Here is a 21,988-nt window from a genome sequence, read left to right as displayed (position 1 = left end):
CTCAGGCGTCGATCAGCGACTCACTGCTCACGTACTCGAGCCCAAACGCCTCGGCCACCGCTCGATAGGTGACCTTTCCGGCGTGGACGTTGAGCCCCGGCGCGAAGTGGGCATCGTCCTTGAGCGCCTGCTGCCAGCCCTTGTCGGCCAATGCCAGTACGAAAGGCAGCGTGGCGTTGGTCAACGCCTGGGTGGAGGTACGCGCCACGGCGCCGGGCATGTTCGCGACACAGTAGTGGACGATACCGTCGACGAGATAGGTCGGCTCGGCGTGAGTGGTGGGTTTGCTGGTCTCGAAGCAGCCGCCCTGGTCGATGGCAACGTCCACCAGCACGCTTCCCGGCTTCATGTCGGCGAGCATGGCGCGGGTGATCAGCTTCGGCGCCGCCGCGCCTGGAATCAACACCGCGCCGATGATCATGTCCGAGCGCTTGGCCGCCTCTTCCAGCGCATCCGCCGTGGAGTAGACGGTTTTGATGCGGCCCTGATACCGACCATCAAGCTCGCCCAGACGGGCAAGGGAGCGATCCAGAATCGTCACGTCGGCGCCGAGGCCCAGCGCCATCCGCGCGGCGTTTTCGCCCACCACGCCGCCGCCGATCACCGTGACCTTGCCCGGCGCCACCCCGGGCACGCCGGGCAGCAGCACCCCAGCCCCGCCCTGGGCTTTCTCCAAGCTATGGGCGCCGGCCTGCACCGCCATGCGCCCGGCCACCGTGCTCATCGGCGCCAGCAGCGGAAGCCCGCCCTTGCCGTCGATGATGGTTTCATAAGCGATACAGGTCGCGCCGCGGTCGATCAAGCCCTGGGTCAGCGACTTCTCCGCCGCCAGGTGCAGGTAGGTAAAGAGCGTATGCGCCGGGGTCAGCCGGGCAACTTCTTCAGCCTGCGGCTCCTTGACCTTCAGGATCAGCTCGGCGTTTTGCCAGAGCGCCTCGACGTCGGGCTCGATATGCGCCCCCGCCGCTTCATAGTCGCCGTCCTGAAATCCGGCGCCTTCACCGGCACCGGCCTGCACGAACACCGTGTGGCCGCGCCCGGCAAGTTCTCGGGCGCCGCTGGGGGTAAGCGCGACGCGGTATTCGTGATTCTTGATTTCCCTTGGGACGGCGATCTGCATGGCGGGCCTCTCGATGAGCGTCAATGAACGTTACTTCATTACAGCACAGTCGAAAGGCGCTGCCAGCGCACGGCCTTAAAACGAGAAAAACGCCGGTAAAGGCGTTTTTCAGAAGAAAATTGTGGCGCAAACCGCGCGCTGGCAGAAAAATCCGCTTTAGCCGCGCGCTGCTTTAGCCTTATCCCTTCGCTGCGGGCTCGCTCACGACCGCCGCGCCGTAGATGCGCCGGTACTCCTCGGGCAGGCGCTGAGGCCGCCCGGTGGAGAGCGCGGCGCACACAAAACGCGTGCGGGCGTTGAGCAGCATTTTACCGTCGCGCTCACGCTTGAGCTGAAATCGCCGGGTAAGGCTCAGGCGCTGGTCGCACTCGACGATCCAGGTCGCCAGTACGAGCGCCTCGCCCTCGAAGGCGGGCGCGAGGTAGTCGAGCTCGTGGCGGTGCACCACCATTGCCCGGTCGAGCGCGCGGTAGCGGGCAAGATCGAGGCCCAGCGCCTCGGAGTGGGCCCAGCTGATCCGCTCGACCCAGCGCAGGTACTCGCCGTTGTTGACGTGACCAAACGCGTCGATGGCGCTCGCCTCGACGGTGATGGCCATGACGTACGGCGCTGGCAGTGCCCACTCCATACTGACTCCTTACGCGTATTGGCTAACCCATCGTCGATCAGTCGCGGTAAACCCGTACGCCCAGCGCCTTGAGGTAGGCGGTTTCGGGAATCGCCGGGTGCACCGGGTGATCCGGCCCCTGATGGCCCTGGAAAATGACCTGGCCGTGGCGGTCCTGGTGGCGCACCGCGCCGCGCACCACGTCGACCAGGCGGTCGTGGGCCAGGTGCATCGAGCAGGACGCCGAAAGAAGCAGGCCATCGCGGCCCAGAAGGCGCATCGCCTCGCGGTTGAGCCGCGCGTAGGCGCGCTCGCCGTTGGGGATGTCCTTGCGCTTTTTGATAAACGCCGGCGGGTCGAGAATCACCACGTCGAACTGCTCGCCGTCCGCCTTGAGCGCGGCCAGCGCCTCGAAGGCGTCACCTTCGCCCACCGCCACCTGCTCATGCACGCCGTTGAGCTCGGCGTTACGCGCGACCTGCTCGAGCGCCGCCCCGGAGCTGTCCACACAGAGCACTTCACTGGCGCCGCTGGCCGCCGCCTGAACGCCCCAGCCGCCGACGTAGCTGAACACGTCCAGCACGCGCTTGCCCGCCACCTGGCCGTTGAGCCAGGCGCGGTTGACGCGGTGATCAAAGAACCAGCCGGTCTTCTGACCGTTAAGCACCGGCACCACGAAGCGCACACCGTTCTCCTCGATCACGACCTCGTCGGGCAGCACGCCCTTGACCACCTCGACCTGGGCCTCGAGCCCCTCCTGACGGCGGCCGCCGGTGTCGTTACGAAACACGATCACTTCGGGTTTGACGACTTTTTCCAGCGCATCGACGATCTCGTCCGCCAGCGCCTGCATGCCGGCGGTGTTGAGCTGTACCACCAGCACGTCACCGAAGCGGTCGATGATCAGCCCCGGCAGCAGGTCGCCCTCGCCGTGAATCAGGCGGTAGAACGGCTGGGCGAACATGCGCTCGCGCAGCGCCAGCGCCTGGTTGAAGCGGTGCACGAACAGCGACCGGTCCAGGCGCATCTCCGGGTCGCGGGACATGATGCGTGCGCAGATCAGCGAGTGCGGGTTCACGTAGGCCACGCCAATGGCCTTGCCGTTGGAGGCCTCGATCAGCGCGGCCTCGCCGGCGCCAAACTCCTTGAGCGGCGTCTCTTTGGTATCCACCTCGTTGGAGTAGATCCATAGATGCCCCGCCTTCAGGCGGCGGTCGGCATTTTTATTCAAGCGCAGGCGTTGGGTCACTGGTTTCTCCAAAAACATCGGCAAAGCGTGAAAATGAGTTTAGCGCTGACATCCCGGGCAGAAAACACTCGCCCGCTGGCCTAAAACGATACGCTTCAAGGGCTGCCCGCAGCGCCGGCAAGGCTCGCCCTGACGCCCGTAGACGTTGAGCTTTTGAGCGAAGTAGCCAGGCTCGCCCTGACCGCTGACGAAATCGCGAAGCGTGGTGCCGCCTTGCGTAATGGCGGCGGCCAGCACGTCCTTGACCGCCAGCGCCAATCGATCGAAGCGCGCTTTCGAAATGCGACCGGCGGCGCGGCGAGGGTCGATGCCGGCGAGGAACAGCGCCTCCGCGGCGTAGATGTTCCCCGCCCCGACCACCACGCGGTTGTCCATTAAAAACGGCTTGACCGCCATGCGCTTGCCCCGCGAGAGCCGGTAGAGCCAGGCGCCGTCGAAGGCCTCGCTCAAGGGCTCCGGGCCCAGGTGGGCCAAACGCGTATCCTCGGTGCCATCGCCCTGCTGCCAGTCGACGAAGCCGAAACGGCGCGGGTCATGATAGCGAAGCACGAAGCCCTCACCGGTCACAAGATCCACATGATCGTGCTTTTTGGGCAGATCCCCGACACGGGCGATGCGCAGGCTGCCGGACATTCCCAGGTGCCATAGCAGCGTACCCTCGCCCTCACTCGAGGCCAGCGGCAGGCGCAGATACTTGGCCCGGCGCGTGACGCATCCCACCCGGGCGCCGATCAAGCGCTGCTCGAAGTCCTCGGGTACCGGCACGCGCAGGCGGCGGTTGCGCACGCGCACCTCAACGATTTCACGCCCCTCGACGTAGGGCGCGATTCCCAGACGGGTGGTTTCGACCTCGGGCAGCTCGGGCATGACGGGGTCCTGTGAGAGTTGACGTCAGGCAAGGGTAGCGTAGCGAGCGCAGATGACTATCCGGCGGCGCAGGGGCCATGCATGCAAAAACCCGGCTTTTAGGGCCGGGTTTTCGGCAGGCCAGGCCTGCGGTGAAAGCCGATCAGCGTAATCGAAATTACTTGATCTTGGCTTCCTTATAGATGACGTGCTTGCGAACCACCGGATCATACTTCTTGAACTCGAACTTGTCGGGGGTGTTCCGCTTGTTCTTGTCGGTGGTGTAGAAGTGGCCGGTACCGGCGCTGGACACCAGACGAATCTTATCGCGCATGGTTCAATCTCCCAAAATGCGTCGCTAATAATAGCTGAAAACGAGCTTAGATGGCGTCGCCGCGCTTGCGGATGTCGGCCAACACGGTCTCGATACCTTTCTTGTCGATGATGCGCATGCCCTTGGAGGAGACGCGCAGCTTCACGAAACGGTTCTCGGATTCGACCCAGAAACGGTGCGTGTGCAGGTTCGGCAAGAAACGACGACGTGTCTTACGCTGGGAGTGTGAAACGTTATTACCAGTTACCGGACGCTTGCCGGTAACCTGACATACTTTGGACATGAGAGCCTCCAACCGCTTGGCCAGGGTATAAGCCTGAGTGTTCAAAACTGTCGGGCAAACCGGAAGGGAGGGAGTCAGTCGATGCCGCGATGGCCTGGCTGTACCCGAATCCGTTATTCAACCCAAGTTTAAAGGTGGCACTTTATACCAGAGCATCCGATCAGCGGCAAGCAAAAGCGTGCCTGAAGGGTCAAAAAGGCCCTTTTGAACGGTAAAACGCCGACTTTTTCAAAGCCAGCCGCGCTCGGCAAAAGAGATGACATCCGCATCCCCCACCACGAAATGATCCAGTACCCGCACGTCGAAAAGCCCCAGTGCCTGGGTCAGACGCTCGGTGATGCGTCGATCGGCATCGCTGGGTTCGGCTACACCGGAGGGGTGGTTGTGAGCCAGAATCACCGCGCCCGCATTGAGTTCCAGGGCGCGCTTGGCGACATCGCGAGGGTAGACAGATGCGCTGTCTAGGGTACCGCGAAACAGCGCCTCATAGCGAATGATTCGGTGCTGAGTATCCAAAAAAAGCACCGCGAACTCCTCATGGCCCAGATGCCTCAACTGCGAGCGCAGATAGTGGCGCACGAGTGACGGCGAGGTCAGCGCGTTACCCCGGGCGAGCTGGGTGGCCAGGTGGCGCCGCGAGAGCTCAAGCGTTGCCTGTAGCTGGGCGAACTTCGCCGAGCCCAGCCCATGGGCCTGGCAAAAGGCGCGCTCATCGGACTCCAGAAACGGCCTGAGCCCGCCAAAGCGGGTGAGCAGGTCGCGGGCGAGATCCACCGCCGAGCGCCCCTTGACGCCAACGCGCAGAAAGATCGCCAGCAGTTCGGCGTCCGACAGCGCCTGGGCGCCCAGCGTTAAAAGCTTCTCCCGGGGGCGCTCGCCCTCCGGCCAGTGATTGATGCCCATCGCCTACCCCTTGCGTATCGCTATTGTGTCGATGTGCGCGGTCAGCGCTCACTATACCTAGCCTAGAAGCCCGCGAGCGAACCTGCCAAAACCGGCGCCCAAATGGTATGGTGAGCCCCTTCACGGCGGGCAGTAGCCCGGCTTTTAAAGCGTTTCATTCAGGAGGCGTGTATGGCGTCGACCCAGGCCTTCCCGCACGCGGCGCTGGCGGGCAAACGCATCCTTCTAGGCGTCAGCGCCGGCATTGCCGCTTATAAAAGCGCCCAGATCATCCGGCTGATCAAGCAGGCCGGCGGCGAGGTGCGCGTGGTGCTCACCGACGGCGCCCAGGCGTTCATCACCCCGCTGACCCTGCAAGCGCTCTCCGGCGAGGCCGTGCGCACCTCCCTTCTGGACCCGCAGGCGGAAGCCGGCATGGGCCATATCGAGCTCGCCCGCTGGGCGGATGCGCTATTGATCGCGCCGGCCACGGCGGATCTGATCGCGCGCCTGGTGCACGGCCTGGCCGATGACCTACTCACCACGCTGAGTCTTGCCTGCGAGGCGCCCCGGCTGATCGCCCCGGCGATGAACCAGGCGATGTGGCGCCATCCGGCGAGCCAGCGAAACGCGGCTCAGCTCGATCACGACGGCTGGCAGGTGATCGGCCCCGCCGCCGGCGAGCAGGCCTGTGGTGACGTCGGCCCCGGGCGCATGAGCGAGCCCGAAGAGATCGTCGACGCCCTGGCGCGGCACCTGACGCCGGCGACGCATACGCCGGATGCACAGCGCCCCCACGTGGTGATCACCGCCGGCCCCACCCGGGAGGCGCTCGACCCGGTGCGCTACCTCACCAACCAAAGCTCCGGCAAGATGGGCTACGCGCTTGCCGCCGCCGCTGTCGAGGCGGGCTGTCGGGTAACGCTGATCAGCGGCCCGGTCACGCTGGCCACCCCGGCCGGCGTTGAGCGCATCGACGTCGAAAGCGCTCGGCAGATGCACGATGAGGCGCTACGTCTGGCGCCGAGTGCCGCGCTTTTCATCGGCTGCGCGGCGGTGGCGGACTACCGCGCCGAGCACCCCGCCGAGCACAAGATCAAAAAGACTCAAGGTGTCGACACGCTGACCCTGACATTGGTCAAGAATCCGGACATCATCGCGGACGTCGCCGCGCTCGACGCGCCGACGCGCCCCTTCGTGGTGGGCTTTGCCGCCGAAACGCAAGACGTGGCGCACTACGCCGGCGAGAAGCTGTCACGCAAGCGCCTCGACATGGTAGTGGCCAACGACGTCTCCCACGCGGGCCTCGGCTTTGGCAGCGATGACAACGCCGCGCTGCTAATCTGGCGCGCCGGCGCAGACGTTGACCAGCAAAGTGCTGCGCCCCAACCCAAGACCGCCCTTGCCCGCCTGATCATCGGCAAGGCGCTTTCACTGATCGACTCAACCGCGGAATTGATGCCATGAGCCCCCCCCCCTTGAAGTGCAAGGTGCTCGACGAGCGTATGCTGGATTATCTACCGAGCTACGGCTCCGAGGGCGCGGCAGGCATGGACCTGCGCGCCCTGTTGGATGCGCCCCTCACCCTCGCCCCCGGCGAGTGCGAACTCGTGGGTACCGGCCTTGCCATCCATATCGGTGACCCAAGCCTTGCCGGCATGATCCTGCCGCGCTCGGGGCTTGGCCACAAGCACGGCATCGTGCTCGGCAACCTGGTAGGGCTGATCGATTCGGACTACCAGGGCGAGCTCAAGATATCGGTGTGGAACCGCGGCCAGACGAGCTTCACCATCGCCCCCTTCGAGCGGCTCGCTCAGTACGTGCTGGTACCGGTGGTGCAGGCGTCGCTCGAGATCGTCGAGCGCTTCGACGACAGCGCGCGCGGCGCCGGCGGCTTCGGCAGCACCGGGCGCGGCTAGCTACTTCCTTTTGGCTGACTTCAGGACACGCTCATGACGGTACCCGCCTCCATCTTTCGCGCCTACGATATCCGCGGCGTCGTGGACGACACCCTGACCGAGGCCACGACCGCGCTGATCGGCCAGGCGGCAGGCTCCGAGGCCGCGGCCAGGGGCGAGCGCGCGGTGATCGTTGCCCGCGACGGGCGCCTCTCCGGGCCCAGACTCCACCAGGCACTGGTGGCAGGGCTACTGCGCGCCGGCGTCGACGTCATCGACATCGGCCGGGTGCCCACACCAACACTCTATTTTGCCACCCATACGCTCGCGACCAGCCGCTCCGGGGTGATGATCACGGGCAGCCACAACCCGCCTGAGTACAACGGCTTCAAGATCGTGCTCGGCGGCGAAACGCTCTCCAATGAGACCATCACCGCGCTTTACGAGCGCATCAAAAGCGGCGAACTGGCCGAGGGCCACGGCACTTACCGCGAGGTCGATGTGCGCGAGGCGTATCTTGCGCGCGCAACCAGTGACGTCACCGTGGCCCGGTCGCTGCACGCCGTGGTGGACTGCGGCAACGGCGTGGCCGGCGAACTCGGGCCCGAGCTGATCCGGCGCCTGGGCGTTCATGTCACGCCGCTTTTCGATGAAATCGACGGGCGCTTTCCCCACCACCACCCGGACCCGGGCAAGCCGGAAAACCTTACGGCGCTGATCGACGAGGTCAAACGACAGGGAGCGGATATCGGGCTGGCTTTCGATGGCGACGGCGACCGGCTGGGCGTGGTCACTCAAAGCGGGCGCATCATTAACCCGGACCATCTGCTGGCGCTGTTCGCCACCGACCTGCTCGACCGCCACCCGGGGGCCGGCGTGATTTTCGACGTCAAGTGCAGCCGCCGCCTCGCCCACACCATCATTGATGCCGGCGGCGAGCCGGAAATGTGGCGCACCGGCCACTCGCTGATCAAATCGCGCATGATCGAAACCGGCGCGCTGCTGGGCGGCGAAATGAGCGGGCATATCTTCTTCAAGGAGCGCTGGTACGGCTTCGACGACGGCCTCTACGCCGCCGCCCGGCTTTTGGAAATCTTGAGCGGGCAAAGCGAGAGTGCAGAGGCGCTGTTCGCGCGCTTTCCCCAGGAAATCAGCACCCCGGAAATCAACGTCGCGGTCGCCGATGAAGAAAAGTTCGGCCTGGTGGAAGCGCTTGCCAGAGATGGCGACTTCGGCGAAGGTATCAAGACCACGATCGACGGCATTCGGGTGGACTATAGCGATGGCTTCGGGCTTTGCCGGGCATCGAACACCACGCCGGCGCTGGTGCTTCGCTTCGAAGGGGAAAGCGACGCCGCACTTGCCAGGATCAGGGCGCGCTTTGCCCGGGCGCTGGCCCGCACCGCGCCTGATCTGGACATCGCCGTGATTGCCGAGCCGACATCATAGAGCGCGCCCAACGCGCCGTAAAAAAAGACAAGCCAAGGGATAATCCAATGAATCCAAACAGTCGCGACCCGCGGGTCGTCGTGGAGGTGCTGTCAGAAGCACTTCCCTATATCCAGCAGTTCTCCGGCAAGACCGTCGTCGTCAAGTACGGCGGCAACGCCATGACCGAAGACACCCTTATCAACTCCTTCGCCCGCGACATCGTGCTGATGAAGGAAGTCGGCATCAACCCGGTGGTGGTCCACGGCGGCGGCCCGCAGATCGGAAGCCTTTTGGAGAAGCTCAACATCGAGTCGCGCTTCGTCAACGGCATGCGCGTCACCGACGCCCAGACCATGGACGTGGTCGAAATGGTGCTCGGGGGGCTGGTCAACAAGAGCATCGTCAATCTGATCAACCAAAGCGGCGGCAAGGCGATCGGTCTGACCGGCAAGGACGGCGCCCAGATTCGCGCCCGCCAGCTCAAGGTCGAGCACAAGACGCCAGAGATGACCGCTCCAGAGATCATCGATATCGGCCACGTCGGCGAGGTGGAGTCGATCTCCACCGATCTGATCGAGATGCTCGCCGCCCGCGATTTCATCCCGGTGATCGCGCCGATCGGCGTGGATGACGAAGGCCACAGCTACAACATCAACGCCGACCTGGTCGCCGGCAAACTCGCCGAGGCGCTCGGCGCCGAGAAGCTGATGCTTTTGACCAACGTGGCGGGGCTGATGAACAGCGAAGGCCAGGTGCTCACCGGGCTGACCACCGCTCAGGTCGACGAGCTGATCGAGGACGGCACCATCTACGGCGGCATGCTGCCCAAGATTCGCTGCGCGCTGGACGCCGTGAAAGGGGGCGTGGTCAGCGCCCAGATCGTCGATGGCCGCGTGCCCCACGCCATTTTGCTCGAAATCTTCACCAAGGCGGGCGTCGGCACCTTGATCAGCGACGCTGGCTAAAGCAAGGGGATGGCACATGAGCGATGACAATAAACCGCGCCGGCGCGAACAAATCCTGCAGGCGCTGGCCATCATGCTCGAAGAGGACAGCGGCAAGCGCATCACCACCGCCGCGCTGGCCCGCCAGGTCGGCGTCTCCGAGGCGGCGCTGTATCGCCACTTTCCGAGCAAGGCGCGCATGTTCGAAGGTCTGATCGACTACATCGAGGAGAGCGTCTTCGCGCGCATCACGCGCATTCTCGAGGACATCCCCGACGCCGAGCGCCGCTGCGCGACGATCCTCTCGCTGCTTTTGGGCTTTGCCGAGAAGAACCCCGGGCTTGCCCGCGTGCTCGGTGGCGACGTGCTCACCGGCGAGACGGCCAGGCTCCGACAGCGGGTGCACCAGCTCTTCGAGCGTTTGGAGACTCAGCTCAAGCAGATTCTGCGCGAGGCGGAAATTCGCGAAGGGCGACGCACGACCATCACCGCCTCGGCGGCGGCGAATTTATTGATCGCCCAGGCCGAAGGGCGCATTTCGCAGTACGTGCGCAGCGACTTCAAGCGCGCCCCGACCGAGTACTGGGACGACCAGTGGGCACTGATCGCCTCCGGGTTATTGAAAGAGAGCGCCTTGTCCGCCTGACCGCTCCATCCAGGACGTGCGGACATGAAAAAGCCCCGGCGACTGCCGAGGCTTTTCGTTTTGGGTCGATTTTCATCAAGCGGCGAGTGTGTCGCCCATTTTCGCGCGAAGCTTCTTCATGGCGTTCTTCTCGAGCTGGCGAATCCGCTCGGCACTCACGCCGTACACGTCGGCCAAATCGTGAAGCGTCGACTTGTCGTCGGTCAGCCAGCGACGCTGCAGAATATCCCGCGAGCGGTCGTCGAGCTCGCCCAGCGCCAATTGAAGGCGGCGCGTGGAGTCCTCTTCGAAATCGCTGTCCTCGAGCTGAGTCGCCGGGTCGAGGGTGGCATCGTCCAGAAACTGCGCCGGCGCCTGGTAGGGGCTGTCCTCATCATCGCTCGGCGAGGCATCGAAGCCCGCATCGAACGCCGACAGCCGCCCTTCCATGTCGCGCACGATCTCGGGTTTGACGTCGAGATCCTTGGCGATGGCGGCGACTTCATCGTTGTTCAGCCAGGCCAGCCGTTTTTTCGCGCTGCGCAGGTTGAAGAACAGCTTACGCTGCGCCTTGGTGGTCGCAATCTTGACGATGCGCCAGTTACGCAGCACGAATTCATGAATTTCGGCCTTGATCCAGTGCACGGCAAAAGAGACCAGCCGCACGCCCTGATTGGGGTCGAAGCGCTTGACCGCCTTCATCAGGCCCACGTTGCCTTCCTGAATCAGGTCGGCCTGAGGCAAGCCATAGCCCGAGTAGCTGCGCGCAATATGCACCACAAAGCGCAGGTGCGACATGACCAGCCGCCGCGCCGCCTCGAGATCGCCCTCGTCATAGAGCCGGCGCGCCAACGCCTGCTCCTCTTCGACGGTCAGAACGGAAATGCCGTTGACCGCTTGAATATAACCGCCCAGGTCGTTGCCTGGAGACAGCTGACCCACCGGTAGAAGACTAGTGCTCATGCAGATGGTCTCCTTGTCACCTATCCTGGTCGACCTGCTATCGTCATCAACATGAGCCAATGTGTGCGGTTCACGATCGACATAGCGTGTCGGAGTAATCACTAAGACAGTAACTAAAGTATAAGGTTCAAGGTATCCCGACCAATAACCGGTCGGGCAACGCGCCCGCTCAAAACCGACTCAGCGCGGGCGAATGCTGGATAGATGGCGCGACACGGCAAGCCATGCGCCCAGCCAGCCCAATAGTGTACTGCAGAATAGCAAAATTGTAGAGCCTGTCACGTCGAGCTGGGGCAGGCTGAAGCTCGCCCCGTAGCTCGCCGCCAGCGCCGCCACCGGAAGCGAGAGCCAGTGGTTGCCCAGCGCCAGCAAAAGGAGCGCGATCACGCCCCCACCAACGCCGTACCAGGCGCCGCTGTACAGAAACGGGCGACGCACGAAAGCGTGGGTCGCGCCGATCAGCATGACCACCTCGATCTCCCGGCGCCGGCTCTCCACCGATAGCCGTATGGTGTTGCCCACCACCAGCAGCACGCCGAAGCCGAACAGCACGCCGAGCGCCAGCGCCACGCGCCGGCCAAGGTCCGCCAGATGACGAAGCCGCTCCACCCACGCCAGATCCACGCGCACTTCGTCCACCCCGGCAAGTTGCTCGAGCTGCCCGGCAAGCGCCTCCATGGACGCGGGCTCGACGCTTTGCGGGTTGATCACGATGCTCGCCGGCAGCGGGTTCTCCGTAAGGCCCATCAGGGTGTCATCGATGCCCAGCGAGCGCTGGAACGTCGCCATGCCCTCCTCGGCGCTGATCAGCCGGGTTTGCGAAACGCCGGCCTCAGCGCCCACCGCCTGTTCGATGCGTTCGGCCTCGGCCGGCCCTACGTCGGTTTGTAGATACACGGTGAGCGTGGCGCTCTCGTCGAGCTCGGCGTCCAGCAGTCGGGCGCTGTCCAGAGTCAGCCAAAGCGCGGCAGGCAGTACCAGGGCGATCGCGATGGCGAGCATGGTGAGCAGGTTACCCAGCGGATGGCGCACCAGCCGGTAGAGGCTATCGCCGAGCATGGCGCGATGGTGGCGCCCCCAGGCGCGCGCCCGGCTGCCGAATCCCGGGCCCGTCGGGCGCGGCTTTTTGGGCGCAGGCGGTGCCGGCGCCTTGCCGGCCTTACCCGCCGGGGCGCCACGGCGGCTCACCGCGCCGCTGCGTCGGGTGGCCGCGCCGCGGGGCTCCGAGGGCGGCGGAGTGGGGCGCTTCATACCGCCCCCTCGTCGCCAATCAGGCGCCCATCGCGCAGGCGCAGAATGCGGTGGCGCAAACGGGCGATCAGTGCCAGGTCGTGGCTTGCGATCATGACGGTGGTACCGATGCGGTTGAAGTCCTCGAACAGGCCCATGATGTCGGCGGACAGATGCGGATCGAGATTCCCCGTGGGCTCGTCGGCGAGCAGCAGCGCGGGCTTGTTGACCACGGCGCGGGCGATGCCCACGCGCTGCTGCTCGCCGCCGGAGAGCTCTACCGGCAGCGCCTTCTCGCGATGCAAAAGCCCCACCTTGTCGAGCGCGGCGCGTACCCGGCGCGCGGACTCTCGCGGCTCGAGGCCCTGAATTTCCAGCGGAAGCGCGACGTTTTTGAACACGCTGCGGTCGAACAGCAATTGGTGGTCCTGAAACACCACGCCGATCTGGCGCCGATAAAACGGCACCTGGCTTGCGTGGAGTTTGGCGATGTCGTGACCGGCGACCACCACGCGCCCGCGGCTGGGTTTCTCCAGACGCATGATCAGGCGTAAAAGCGAACTCTTGCCCGCCCCGGAGTGGCCGGTCAGAAACACCATTTCGCCAGGGGCGACGTGAAAATTGAGATGCGCCAGCGCCTCGAAACGGCCGCCGTAGCGCTTACCGACGTGCTCGAACGCAATCATCCGCGCGTTGCGCCCTCGGGCTGATCGAACAGCGCGTTGACGAAATCGTTGGCGCTGAACGGGCGCAGGTCGTCGAGGCTTTCACCGACGCCGATGAAGCGGATCGGCGTTTCGAGCTGTTTGGCGAGGGCAAAGATCACACCGCCCTTGGCGGTGCCGTCGAGTTTGGTCAGCGTGATGCCGCTGATCGGAACGGCTTCATTGAAGGTGCTGGCCTGGGAGATGGCGTTCTGACCGGTCCCGGCGTCGAGCACCAGCATCACCTCGTGCGGGGCGCTGGCGTCGATTTTCTGCATTACGCGGTGAACCTTCTTGAGCTCCTCCATCAGGTGGCTCTTGTTGTGAAGCCGCCCGGCGGTATCGGCGATCAGCACGTCGACCCCGCGGGCCCTGGCTGCCGACACCGCGTCATAAATCACCGAGGCGCTGTCGGCGCCGGTGTGCTGGGCGATCACCGGCACGTCGTTGCGCTCGCCCCACACCTTGAGCTGCTCGACGGCCGCGGCGCGAAAGGTATCGCCGGCGGCGAGCATCACGCTTTTACCCTCGCGCTGAAAGCGCTGGGTGAGCTTGCCGATGGTGGTGGTCTTGCCCACGCCGTTTACCCCGACCACCAGAATAACGAAAGGGCCGTCGCCTTGCTTGTCGAAATCGAGCGGCTTGGCCACCGGCTCGAGCATCCGCCCGAGCTCTTCCTGCAGCCCCTTGTAAAGCGCGGCGGGATCATTGAGCTCCTTGCGCGATACCCGCGCCTGAAGGCGCTCGATGATCGCGGTGGTCGCCTCGATCCCCACGTCCGCCATCAGAAGCTGGGTCTCGAGGTCCTCCAAAAGCTCGTCGTCGATCTGCTTTTTGCCCAGAAAGAGATCCGCCAGCCCGTCGGTCAGATTCGCCCGGGTCTTGCCGAGCCCGGACTTGATCCGAGCGAAGAACCCCTTCTTCTCCTCTTTTTTCTCCTCCCTGGCCGCGACCGGCTTGTCCTGGGGCGAGGGGCTGGGCGCGCTCGACCCCGGCTCGATTTCAGGCGCGCTGGGCGCAGGCTCGACTTCCGGTGCGCTGGGTTCGGGCGCTACCTCGGGCGGACGTTCGGGCTCGATTTCCGGCGTTTGACGCGCCGGTTCGATCTCGGGCTCAACCTCGGGTTGTGCCGGTTCCGGCTCGACTTCCGGGGTTTTATCGGGCTCGACCTCGGGTTTTTCGGGTTCCGGCTCCACCTCGGGGGGTTCCGGCGCAGGCTCGATTTCGGGCTGCTCGGGTTCGGGTTCGATCTCGGGCTTTTTGGGCTCGGGTTCGATCTCGGGCTCTATCTCGGGCTTCTCCGGGCCCGGCTCGCCGTCCGGCTCGCTGGGGCGCGGCGCCGGCTCGGCTTGCTCCTCAACCGGCGCCTCTGTCACGACCGGGCCTGGTGCGGGCTCGCGCTCGGCGCTCTCGTCCTTCGCGTCGCCCAGGCCCACCTCGTCGCGTTTGCGCTCGTCCTGGGGCTGCGAATCCTGCTTTTTCTTGCGTTTTAAGAAACCGAACATGGAGGTATCCAACTAAAAAAGGTGAACATTGTGCCCATCCTAACACCGCCGGCCAGGACTTTGGACACGGACCCCGCTACAATCGGCGCCATGAAACGACAACGCTCTACACGCAAAACCACCGCGTCGCGCGAGACGTCCAAAGCGTCCGGCAAGCTACGTATTATCGGCGGTGATTACCGCCGCCGCCAGCTTCCCGTGCTGGATCACCCAGGGCTTCGCCCAACGCCGGACCGGGTGCGCGAAACGCTGTTCAACTGGCTGGGCCCGGCGCTTGCCGGCAAGCGCGCCCTGGATTTGTTCGCAGGCTCCGGAGCGCTGGGTATCGAGGCACTCTCCCGGGGGGCTCGTGAGGCGACCTTCGTCGAGCTGACCCCGCGCGTGGCCGGGCTGATCGAGCAGAACCTGGCCACGCTCGGTGCGGCCAACGCCCGGGTCGTGACCATGGAGGCCGGCGCGTTCCTGGCGAGCGCACCGAGCACGTATGAGCTGGTGTTTCTCGACCCGCCCTTTCACAAGGGCCTGGCCGGGCCGTGCTGCCAGGCCCTGGAGAACGGCTGGCTTTCGCCAAAGGCGTTCATTTATCTCGAAACCGAGCGGGATTTGACCGTCGAGGTGCCTGCCACCTGGCAACTTCACCGCGAAACCAGCGCCGGAGAAACCAGCGCGCGGCTTTACCGGCGCGGCGCGCTTGCCCAATAGTCGGCGTGGCGTTACGCTCAACGCGTCATTTACCGGGGGCAGGGCTTTCTGCCCCGTTTTTGGAGGTCGGCATGAGCCTTGAACTATTCAATCAGCTGGAACAGAAAGTCACCGATACCGTCGAAGCGCTGGAGCTGATGAAGCTCGAAAACGAAGAGCTTCGCCGCGAAAACGCCGAGTACAAGCAGGAGCGCGAAGAGTGGGAGCGCCGCCTGCAGGGGGTGCTGTCGAAGTTCGAGGAAAGCGCCACCGAAAGCGCCTGAGCCAACCGTCAGGGCGCGCGCGACATTAGCAGCGCGTCCTCTCGCCCGGTCGCCGAATCGCTGGCCGCCGGAGCGCCGGCCGCCGGGGCGCCGGGCGAATAGTAGTTGCGCCGCCGACCGTCCACGCAAAACCCCGCCGCCTCGTAAAGTCTGATCGCTGAGTGATTGGATGCGCGCACCTCGAGCAGCGTGCGCTCGCTTTGCCACGTGCGGGCATGCGCCAGCACAGTCTCCAAAAGCGCGCCGCCGATGCCCTGACCGCGCTGCCCGTTTGCCACGCCGATCGCCTGCAGCTCCGCCTCGAACGGCAGCCTTGCAAGCAGCGCGTAGCCGACCAGCGCTTTTTCTTGCCACGCTCCCAGCACGATCATCGCCTCATCTTCTAATGCGCGCGCAAGCGATGCCGCGCTCGCGCCACTCTGTGCATCCGCCTCCAGCGCGAGCAGCGCCGCAAGGTCACCCGTCGAAAGCGGTCGTATCACGTCGGGCCGCTTTGAGTCAGTTTCAAAAGCTTTGGCCAGAGCGCGCGCTTGGCGGGCGCGTCAAACAACGAGCCCAGCGCCGGAGCGCGCCAGACGGGAAGTTCGAGGGTGCGGCTGTAATCGCCTTCAAACGCCAGTACCCGAGCGAGCGTATCCTCGCCTTCGTCCTGCGTCGGCGCGTTCGCCCAATAAAGCAGCCGCTCGAGGTGCCACCCCTGGCGCTGCGCGGCGCCGGCGATGAATGCCGCCACGCCTTCCCGGGCCTCGGCAAGCGGGTCGTCCGAGGCGAAAGCGCCGGCCATCGGCGGCCATTTGAAAACGGTGAACGTGGGCGTGGTGCCGGCCGGGGCGCCGGCGGCGATAAGCATGTTGGCAAGCAGGCGCCGCTCGGTGGGGCCCAACTCTCCGGCATGTACGCTGAGCCAGCGCCCGTCGATGCAGGCGCAGGTCAGGGTGAACACGACCGGCTCGGCGCGCGCCGCAGGCTCGCTCTGTGGAGTGGCGGGCGCGGCGGCGGGTTCCAGCGCCGGCCGAGCGGGTGGGGCGATATCGCCCAGCAGCGCCCGCGCGGATTTGGGCGGCGCGCTCGAAGGCGCTTCCTGGGGTGGCGCGCTCGGGGCGCTCTCCGGGGCCCTAGCGGGGGCTTTCTGCGGCTCGTCGAGCAGCGCGTGCAGCGCCTGGCGCGGCTCGGTTTTCTCTGGCGTTTCCCACTCGCAGGCCTCGGTCGCCAGGGCGTTGGGCAGCTGATAGCGGCACGCCCAGGCGGTGATGCCCATGGCGTCCAGGTAGTGGCGTCGGCTGGCTTCCGGGGTCACTTCTCGCCGCCACGACAGTTCGGAGAATTGGGCCGCTCGCCGCCGCGCGCAGCCCACTCCTCAGGTGTATAAAGGTGCATCGCCAGCGCGTGGACCGGGCCGCCGAGCTCGTCGGCGAGCAGCGCATAGATCTGCTGATGGCGCTTGACCGGCATCATCGCCTCGAAGCTGTCAGAGACCAGCGTCACCTTGAAGTGGGTTTCGGAATTGGCCGGCACGTTGTGCAGGTGACTTTCGTTCTCTACGCGCAGCACGTCCGGCGAAAGCGCCGTTAATTTCTGCTCGATCTGTGTCTGCAACGTCATGACAGGCCTCCTCGGTGTGTGGACGGCTTCATTGTACGCCCTTACCGAGGCCTCGACGATGCCCGCCGTTCAACGAGTGCGCGCCCGGCAAGCGACACCCGCGAAAGGCTCGCTGCCAGCGCCAAAAGCGTCGTGAAAGCGCCGAACCAGAGCGTGACCTGCACCGAAAACCCCAGCGCCAGCGCCGCGCCCACCACCGCCACGCCGAAAGACTGGCCGACGGTGCGTACCGTGCTCATCATGCCGGAGACGTTGGCACTGCGCTCCGGCGGCAGGCTCGCCATCATTTCGCGGTTATTGGGCGGCTGGAAAAGCCCGAAGCCGATCCCGCACAGCGCCGTACGCCAGAGACTGCCCGCCGCCCCGGTGGTCTCATCCACCAGCGCCAGCGCCATCAGCCCGACCATCAGAAAGCCAAGGCCCACGCTCGACAGGATGCTCGGGTTGACCTTGTCGGCAAGGCGCCCGGCCAGCGGCCCCACCACCATGATGGCAAGCGGCCACGGGGTGAAGAGCCAGGCGGTTTCGAGCGGCGAGAACCCCATCTGGTTCTGGTAAAAAAGCGACAGCGCGACGAACGTCAGCCCGTGGCCGATGAACGCAAGCCCCGAGGTACAGACTGCCAGGGTGAAGCGCATCTCGCTAAAGAGCGTCAGCGGTAAAAGCGGATAGCGCGCCCGGCGCTGGCGGCGAATGAACAGCGTCGCGGCGATCAGGCAGAGCCCGGCCCAGGCGAGCGCCGCCAACGGCTCGGCATGACCCAGCGCATCCATCGAGAGAAAGAAGCTCGCCAGCATCACGATCGAGCAAAGCGCCCCGGCGATATCGAAGGCGCCCGAGCGCGGCGTCTCGCGAGGCAAGGCCGTGGCGGCAAAATAGAGCGAGCAGAGCCCGAGCGGCACGTTCAGCGCAAAAAGCCAGGGCCAATCGGCAAAAGAGAGAATCGCCCCGCTCACCGTGGGCCCGGCGGAGTAGCCGGCGGCGACGATCAGCGCGCTCAGACCCAGGGCACTGCCCAACAGCCGGGTCGGAAAGATCATCCGATAAAGCGACGGGCCGATGGAGAGCGTGGCCGCCGCGCCCAGGCCCTGGAGTGCCCGAAACACCAAGAGCGTCTCAAGATGTCGGGAGAGGGCCGCCCCGATGGAGGCGCCAACGAAGATGGCCAGCCCCAGCAGATAGAGCCGGCGCCGGGTGATCAGCTCACTAAGCCCCGCAAACACCAGCAAGAACGCCGCGCACACGACCTGAAAGATATTGGTGATCCACACCGAACGCGAGGCGGAGGCGCCCAGATCCTCTGCGATGGTGGGTAGCGCCAAATTGACCATGGTGGTATCCATTACCGCCATGGTGGTACCGGTCATCAGCGCCAGAAGCGCCAGCGCACGTTCACGGCCGGGCAGGCCGTCGTCGCCTGGGCGGGTTTCGAACAGTCGCATGGAGCAAGGCTTCCTTAAGACAGGCCTGCGTTTGAGTAAAGCGCTCCCTGGGCAGGACTTCGAGCAGGACGTTATTGCAGGGCTTTTTTACAGCGCTTTTTTACAGCGCTTTTTTGCCGGGCTTTTTTGCAGGGCCTTGACGGCAAAACCGGCCGAAGCCGGTTTCGAAAAACGTACGCTCTGCGAAAGCGTCAGGCCGGGTCGTTGTCGAGCAGCAGCGCGTCGTCGACATCGGAAATTTCAAGCGCCGTTTCATCGTCGAGATCGATCGCCAGGTAGCTGTGCTCGACGCGCAAAAACGACTGGAACAGTGACCAGTCCAGCGTCTCGGGCCACTGACGCTCGTCCTCTTCCCAGGCGCGCAGTTCGGTTTCGAGAATTTCCACGCAGCGCTCGTGCACGAAGGTCTCTAGCGCCTCGGGGGTGTCCATCTCGGGGATCAGGTAAATGGTACTTTCACGTTCGACGTCACCCAGTGTCAGGTCGTCGTCTCCCATGGTGGGTTCCAGCGCGTTGATCCAATCCAGAAAGGATTGGGTCGGCCTGACGCTCAGAGCGGAGCGGTTAAGCAGTTTCATGGGATTCTCCTCGCCGTCGAAACGTTGACCATTATGGGCGCTAAAACGCGCCCTTACCAACTTTTACTCGACTTCCGGACGCATCGCCGGGAACAGCAGTACGTCGCGAATCGAGGGGCTGTCGGTGAACAGCATCACCAGCCGGTCGATCCCGATGCCCTCGCCCGCCGTGGGCGGCATGCCGTACTCCAGCGCCCGCACGTAGTCGGCGTCATAGTACATCGCCTCCAGATCGCCCGCGTCCTTCTCGGCGGCCTGCTCGCGAAAGCGCTCGGCCTGGTCCTCGGCATCGTTGAGCTCGGAGAAGCCATTGGCGATCTCGCGCCCGCCCACGAAAAACTCAAAACGGTCGGTGACGAAAGGATCGGCGTCGCTGCGCCTTGCCAGCGGGCTCACCTCCGCCGGGTACTGGGTAATGAAGGTGGGCTGATCGAGGCGATGTTCGGCAACCTCCTCGAAGATCTCGGTCTGGACCTTGCCCAGCCCCCAGCTCGGCTTCACCTTCACGCCCACGCGCTCGGCGACTTTCACGGCGCCTTCAAGCGACTCGAGCTCAGCGGCATCGATGCCGTCACCGTACTCGAGAATCGAATCCTTGAGCGTCAGGCGGCGAAACGGCGCGCCGAAATCGTACTCATTGCCCTGATAGCTCAACGTGGTGGTACCGAGTACCTGCTGGGCGGTGGCGCGCAGCATCGCCTCGGTCATGTCCATCAGGTCGTTGTAATCGGCGTAGGCCCAGTAGAACTCGACCATGGTGAACTCGGGGTTGTGCCGGGTCGAGAGACCTTCGTTGCGGAAATTGCGGTTGATCTCGAAGACCTTCTCGAAGCCGCCCACCACCAGCCGCTTCAAATAAAGCTCCGGGGCGATACGCAGGTACATGTCCATGCCCAGCGCGTTGTGGTGGGTGATGAACGGGCGCGCCGTGGCCCCGCCGGGGATCGGCTGCAGCATGGGGGTTTCCACCTCCATGAAGCCCTTGTCCTCGAAAAAGCGGCGCATCGCGCTGATTACCGCAGCGCGGGTCTCGAACGCTTTGCGCGACTCCGGGTTCATGATCAGGTCGACGTAGCGCTGGCGATAGCGCGCTTCCTGGTCGGTCAGGCCGTGAAACTTGTCAGGAAGCGGGCGCAGGCTCTTGGTCAGAAGCTGGGCATCGACCATCATCACGTAGAGATCGCCCTTGCCGGATTTATGCACCGGGCCGCGCGCGGCGACGATATCGCCGATGTCCCAGCTCTTGATGTCTTCCAGAAGCTCGGCGGGCAGGCCCTTTTTATCCACGTAGAGCTGGATCTGACCGGCCACGTCCTGAATGACGATGAAGGGGCCACGCTTTCGCATGATGCGCCCGGCCACCGCCGCCTGATGATCCAGCGCCTCGAGCTCCGCCTTGTCCTTGTCACCGAACTGCGTTTGCAGCTCGACGGTCAGGCTATCCCGGCGAAAGCCGTTGGGAAAGGCGCTCTTGCCGGTGGTGGCGGCGCTTTCGCGGCGCGCGGCGAGCTTGCCGCGGCGCTCCATGATCAGATGATTTTCGTTTTCCGCAGAAGACGCGTCCTGGTTGGCCATCAGACACCCTTGAATGATCGAACCCAAAAAAGATTACAAACCCTGCTTGAGGCTTGCGATGATAAATTGATCCAGATCGCCGTCGAGCACCTTGTCGCAGTTGCTGGACTGCACGCCGGTGCGCAGATCCTTGATGCGCTGGTCGTCGAGCACGTAGGAGCGGATCTGGCTGCCCCAGCCGATGTCGGCCTTGGAGTCCTCGGCTTCCTGCTTGGCGGCGTTGCGCTTTTGCATCTCGTGCTCCCAGAGCTTCGCCTTGAGCTGCTTCATGGCGAAGTCCCGGTTGGCGTGCTGGCTGCGCTGGTTCTGGCAGGCAACGACGATACCGGTCGGCTCGTGGGTGATCCGCACCGCCGAGTCCGTGGTGTTGACGTGCTGACCGCCGGCGCCGCTGGAGCGGTAGGTGTCCACGCGCAGATCCGACGGGTTGATCTCGACCTCGAAGCTGTCGTCGACTTCCGGCGATAAAAACACCGAGGCGAAGGACGTGTGGCGGCGACCGCCAGAGTCGAACGGGCTCTTGCGCACCAGCCGGTGAACGCCGGTTTCGGTTCTGAGCCAGCCAAAGGCGTGATCGCCCTGAATATGCACCGAGGCCGACTTGATGCCCGCCACTTCGCCGGCGGAAGCTTCGATGATCTCGGCCTTGAAGCCGTGATGCTCGGCCCAGCGCAGGTACATGCGCAGCAGGATATTCGCCCAGTCTTGGGCTTCGGTGCCGCCGGAGCCGGACTGAATGTCGAGGTAGGCGTTGTTTTCGTCCATCTCGCCGGCGAACATGCGGCGAAACTCGAGCCGTTCGAGCGACGCCTGCATGGTATCGAGTTCGCGCTTGACCTCTTCGACGGTGCTCTCGTCCTCCTCCATCTCGGCCAGCTCCAGAAGATCCCGGCTATCGCCAAGCCCCTGGTCCAGCTCGTCGATAGTGGCGACGATGGTCTCAAGCGTTGCCCGCTCCTTGCCGAGTTTCTGGGCGTACTCCGGGTCGCTCCAGACGTTCGGGTCCTCGAGTTCGCGGGTGACCTCTTCTAGCCGATCCTTCTTCTCGGCATAGTCAAAGATACCCCCTAAGAACGTCTGTCCGCTCAGACAGGTCCTTGATTTGGGTATGAATCGGGTTGGTTTCCAACATGGGTCGCGCCTTGATCTGATCAGTACCGCCAGGGTACTCAAATGGGGTGGTCGTTGGTCGGGGCGCTCGCTGA

The 21,988-nt window shown here is 64.6% G+C and carries 25 protein-coding genes; 7 read left to right on the top strand and 18 right to left on the bottom strand.

Annotation, left to right across the window (positions count from 1 at the left end):
- Position 1 precedes the first annotated feature (1 nt).
- From ald to radC, 7 genes are all read right to left on the bottom strand, one after another.
- Positions 2–1,120: an alanine dehydrogenase gene (gene ald, locus RN346_RS02460; RefSeq protein WP_311962011.1), complete on the bottom strand. Its 1,119-nt coding sequence runs from the start codon at positions 1,118–1,120 to the stop codon at positions 2–4.
- Between the two features lie 178 nt (positions 1,121–1,298).
- A complete protein-coding gene (locus tag RN346_RS02455) occupies positions 1,299–1,748 on the bottom strand; it encodes a thioesterase family protein (protein ID WP_263585192.1) in 450 nt (149 codons plus the stop codon).
- 37 nt (positions 1,749–1,785) lie between these two features.
- A complete protein-coding gene (locus RN346_RS02450) occupies positions 1,786–2,994 on the bottom strand; it encodes a class I SAM-dependent rRNA methyltransferase (protein ID WP_311962010.1) in 1,209 nt (402 codons plus the stop codon).
- Between the two features lie 21 nt (positions 2,995–3,015).
- The gene (gene mutM / locus RN346_RS02445; protein ID WP_311959992.1) at positions 3,016–3,843 is read right to left on the bottom strand and encodes a bifunctional DNA-formamidopyrimidine glycosylase/DNA-(apurinic or apyrimidinic site) lyase; all 828 of its coding nucleotides are present in this window, start codon (positions 3,841–3,843) and stop codon (positions 3,016–3,018) included.
- A gap of 157 nt (positions 3,844–4,000) precedes the next feature.
- Positions 4,001–4,156 carry a 50S ribosomal protein L33 gene (gene rpmG / locus RN346_RS02440; RefSeq protein ID WP_227391162.1) on the bottom strand — a complete coding sequence of 52 codons (156 nt, stop codon included), beginning with the start codon at positions 4,154–4,156 and terminating at the stop codon, positions 4,001–4,003.
- 46 nt (positions 4,157–4,202) lie between these two features.
- The gene (gene rpmB, locus RN346_RS02435; RefSeq protein ID WP_038481085.1) at positions 4,203–4,439 is read right to left on the bottom strand and encodes a 50S ribosomal protein L28; all 237 of its coding nucleotides are present in this window, start codon (positions 4,437–4,439) and stop codon (positions 4,203–4,205) included.
- A gap of 228 nt (positions 4,440–4,667) precedes the next feature.
- Complete coding sequence (gene radC, locus RN346_RS02430) at positions 4,668–5,342, bottom strand: RadC family protein (RefSeq protein WP_252109492.1); 675 nt, start codon at positions 5,340–5,342, stop codon at positions 4,668–4,670.
- 171 nt (positions 5,343–5,513) lie between these two features.
- On the opposite strand from radC, the gene coaBC reads away from it, so the two are divergent.
- Genes coaBC through slmA form a run of 5 tightly spaced genes read left to right on the top strand, consistent with a single transcriptional unit; the run spans position 5,514 to position 10,240 of the window.
- On the top strand, positions 5,514–6,788 hold the full coding sequence (coaBC, locus tag RN346_RS02425; RefSeq protein ID WP_311962009.1) for a bifunctional phosphopantothenoylcysteine decarboxylase/phosphopantothenate--cysteine ligase CoaBC: 1,275 nt from the start codon (positions 5,514–5,516) through the stop codon (positions 6,786–6,788).
- Complete coding sequence (gene dut / locus RN346_RS02420; protein WP_311962008.1) at positions 6,785–7,240, top strand: dUTP diphosphatase; 456 nt, start codon at positions 6,785–6,787, stop codon at positions 7,238–7,240. The genes coaBC and dut overlap by 4 nt, the downstream gene beginning before the upstream one ends.
- Positions 7,241–7,273: 33 nt before the next feature.
- Positions 7,274–8,668 carry a phosphomannomutase/phosphoglucomutase gene (locus RN346_RS02415; protein ID WP_311962007.1) on the top strand — a complete coding sequence of 465 codons (1,395 nt, stop codon included), beginning with the start codon at positions 7,274–7,276 and terminating at the stop codon, positions 8,666–8,668.
- A gap of 47 nt (positions 8,669–8,715) precedes the next feature.
- On the top strand, positions 8,716–9,615 hold the full coding sequence (argB, locus tag RN346_RS02410; protein ID WP_263585198.1) for an acetylglutamate kinase: 900 nt from the start codon (positions 8,716–8,718) through the stop codon (positions 9,613–9,615).
- Positions 9,616–9,631: 16 nt separating this feature from the next.
- Positions 9,632–10,240 carry a nucleoid occlusion factor SlmA gene (gene slmA, locus RN346_RS02405; RefSeq protein WP_263585199.1) on the top strand — a complete coding sequence of 203 codons (609 nt, stop codon included), beginning with the start codon at positions 9,632–9,634 and terminating at the stop codon, positions 10,238–10,240.
- Between the two features lie 75 nt (positions 10,241–10,315).
- Here slmA and rpoH read toward each other — a convergent pair whose 3' ends face one another.
- The 4 genes from rpoH to ftsY form a co-directional block, all read right to left on the bottom strand.
- Entirely contained in the window at positions 10,316–11,182 is an 867-nt protein-coding gene (rpoH, locus tag RN346_RS02400) for an RNA polymerase sigma factor RpoH (protein ID WP_263585200.1), read from the bottom strand.
- 180 nt (positions 11,183–11,362) lie between these two features.
- A complete protein-coding gene (ftsX, locus tag RN346_RS02395) occupies positions 11,363–12,433 on the bottom strand; it encodes a permease-like cell division protein FtsX (RefSeq protein WP_311962006.1) in 1,071 nt (356 codons plus the stop codon).
- Positions 12,430–13,098: a cell division ATP-binding protein FtsE gene (ftsE, locus tag RN346_RS02390; RefSeq protein WP_263585202.1), complete on the bottom strand. Its 669-nt coding sequence runs from the start codon at positions 13,096–13,098 to the stop codon at positions 12,430–12,432. Before ftsE ends, ftsX begins: the two co-directional genes overlap by 4 nt.
- On the bottom strand, positions 13,095–14,621 hold the full coding sequence (gene ftsY, locus RN346_RS02385; protein ID WP_311962005.1) for a signal recognition particle-docking protein FtsY: 1,527 nt from the start codon (positions 14,619–14,621) through the stop codon (positions 13,095–13,097). Before ftsY ends, ftsE begins: the two co-directional genes overlap by 4 nt.
- Positions 14,622–14,711: 90 nt before the next feature.
- Between ftsY and rsmD the strand changes: the two genes are divergently transcribed.
- Positions 14,712–15,323, top strand: coding sequence for a 16S rRNA (guanine(966)-N(2))-methyltransferase RsmD (gene rsmD / locus RN346_RS02380; protein ID WP_311962004.1), 612 nt, complete (start codon positions 14,712–14,714; stop codon positions 15,321–15,323).
- 71 nt (positions 15,324–15,394) lie between these two features.
- The gene (zapB, locus tag RN346_RS02375; protein WP_263585205.1) at positions 15,395–15,586 is read left to right on the top strand and encodes a cell division protein ZapB; all 192 of its coding nucleotides are present in this window, start codon (positions 15,395–15,397) and stop codon (positions 15,584–15,586) included.
- 8 nt (positions 15,587–15,594) lie between these two features.
- Here the strand turns inward: zapB and RN346_RS02370 are convergent, their stop codons facing one another.
- The 7 genes from RN346_RS02370 to prfB form a co-directional block, all read right to left on the bottom strand.
- Positions 15,595–16,068, bottom strand: coding sequence for a GNAT family N-acetyltransferase (locus tag RN346_RS02370; protein WP_311962003.1), 474 nt, complete (start codon positions 16,066–16,068; stop codon positions 15,595–15,597).
- Positions 16,065–16,883 carry a hypothetical protein gene (locus tag RN346_RS02365; protein WP_311959950.1) on the bottom strand — a complete coding sequence of 273 codons (819 nt, stop codon included), beginning with the start codon at positions 16,881–16,883 and terminating at the stop codon, positions 16,065–16,067. The genes RN346_RS02370 and RN346_RS02365 overlap by 4 nt, the downstream gene beginning before the upstream one ends.
- Positions 16,880–17,188: a BolA family transcriptional regulator gene (locus RN346_RS02360; RefSeq protein WP_263585208.1), complete on the bottom strand. Its 309-nt coding sequence runs from the start codon at positions 17,186–17,188 to the stop codon at positions 16,880–16,882. The genes RN346_RS02365 and RN346_RS02360 overlap by 4 nt, the downstream gene beginning before the upstream one ends.
- Before the next feature lie 41 nt (positions 17,189–17,229).
- Positions 17,230–18,630, bottom strand: a complete 1,401-nt coding sequence (locus tag RN346_RS02355; RefSeq protein ID WP_311962002.1) for an MFS transporter — start codon at positions 18,628–18,630, stop codon at positions 17,230–17,232.
- A 191-nt stretch (positions 18,631–18,821) separates the two neighbouring features.
- Positions 18,822–19,208, bottom strand: a complete 387-nt coding sequence (locus tag RN346_RS02350) for a hypothetical protein (RefSeq protein WP_311962001.1) — start codon at positions 19,206–19,208, stop codon at positions 18,822–18,824.
- Between the two features lie 63 nt (positions 19,209–19,271).
- Positions 19,272–20,783 carry a lysine--tRNA ligase gene (gene lysS, locus RN346_RS02345; protein ID WP_311962000.1) on the bottom strand — a complete coding sequence of 504 codons (1,512 nt, stop codon included), beginning with the start codon at positions 20,781–20,783 and terminating at the stop codon, positions 19,272–19,274.
- Between the two features lie 33 nt (positions 20,784–20,816).
- A protein-coding gene (prfB, locus tag RN346_RS02340) for a peptide chain release factor 2 (RefSeq protein ID WP_409335780.1) occupies positions 20,817–21,915 on the bottom strand; the annotation gives its coding sequence in 2 pieces (ribosomal slippage) (positions 20,817–21,839 and positions 21,841–21,915; 1,098 coding nt in all).
- Positions 21,916–21,988 lie beyond the last annotated feature (73 nt).

The organism is Halomonas sp. PAMB 3232 (assembly GCF_031954225.1).
In the GTDB taxonomy this organism is placed as follows: domain Bacteria; phylum Pseudomonadota; class Gammaproteobacteria; order Pseudomonadales; family Halomonadaceae; genus Vreelandella.
This window is presented reverse-complemented; position numbering and strand designations above follow the sequence as displayed.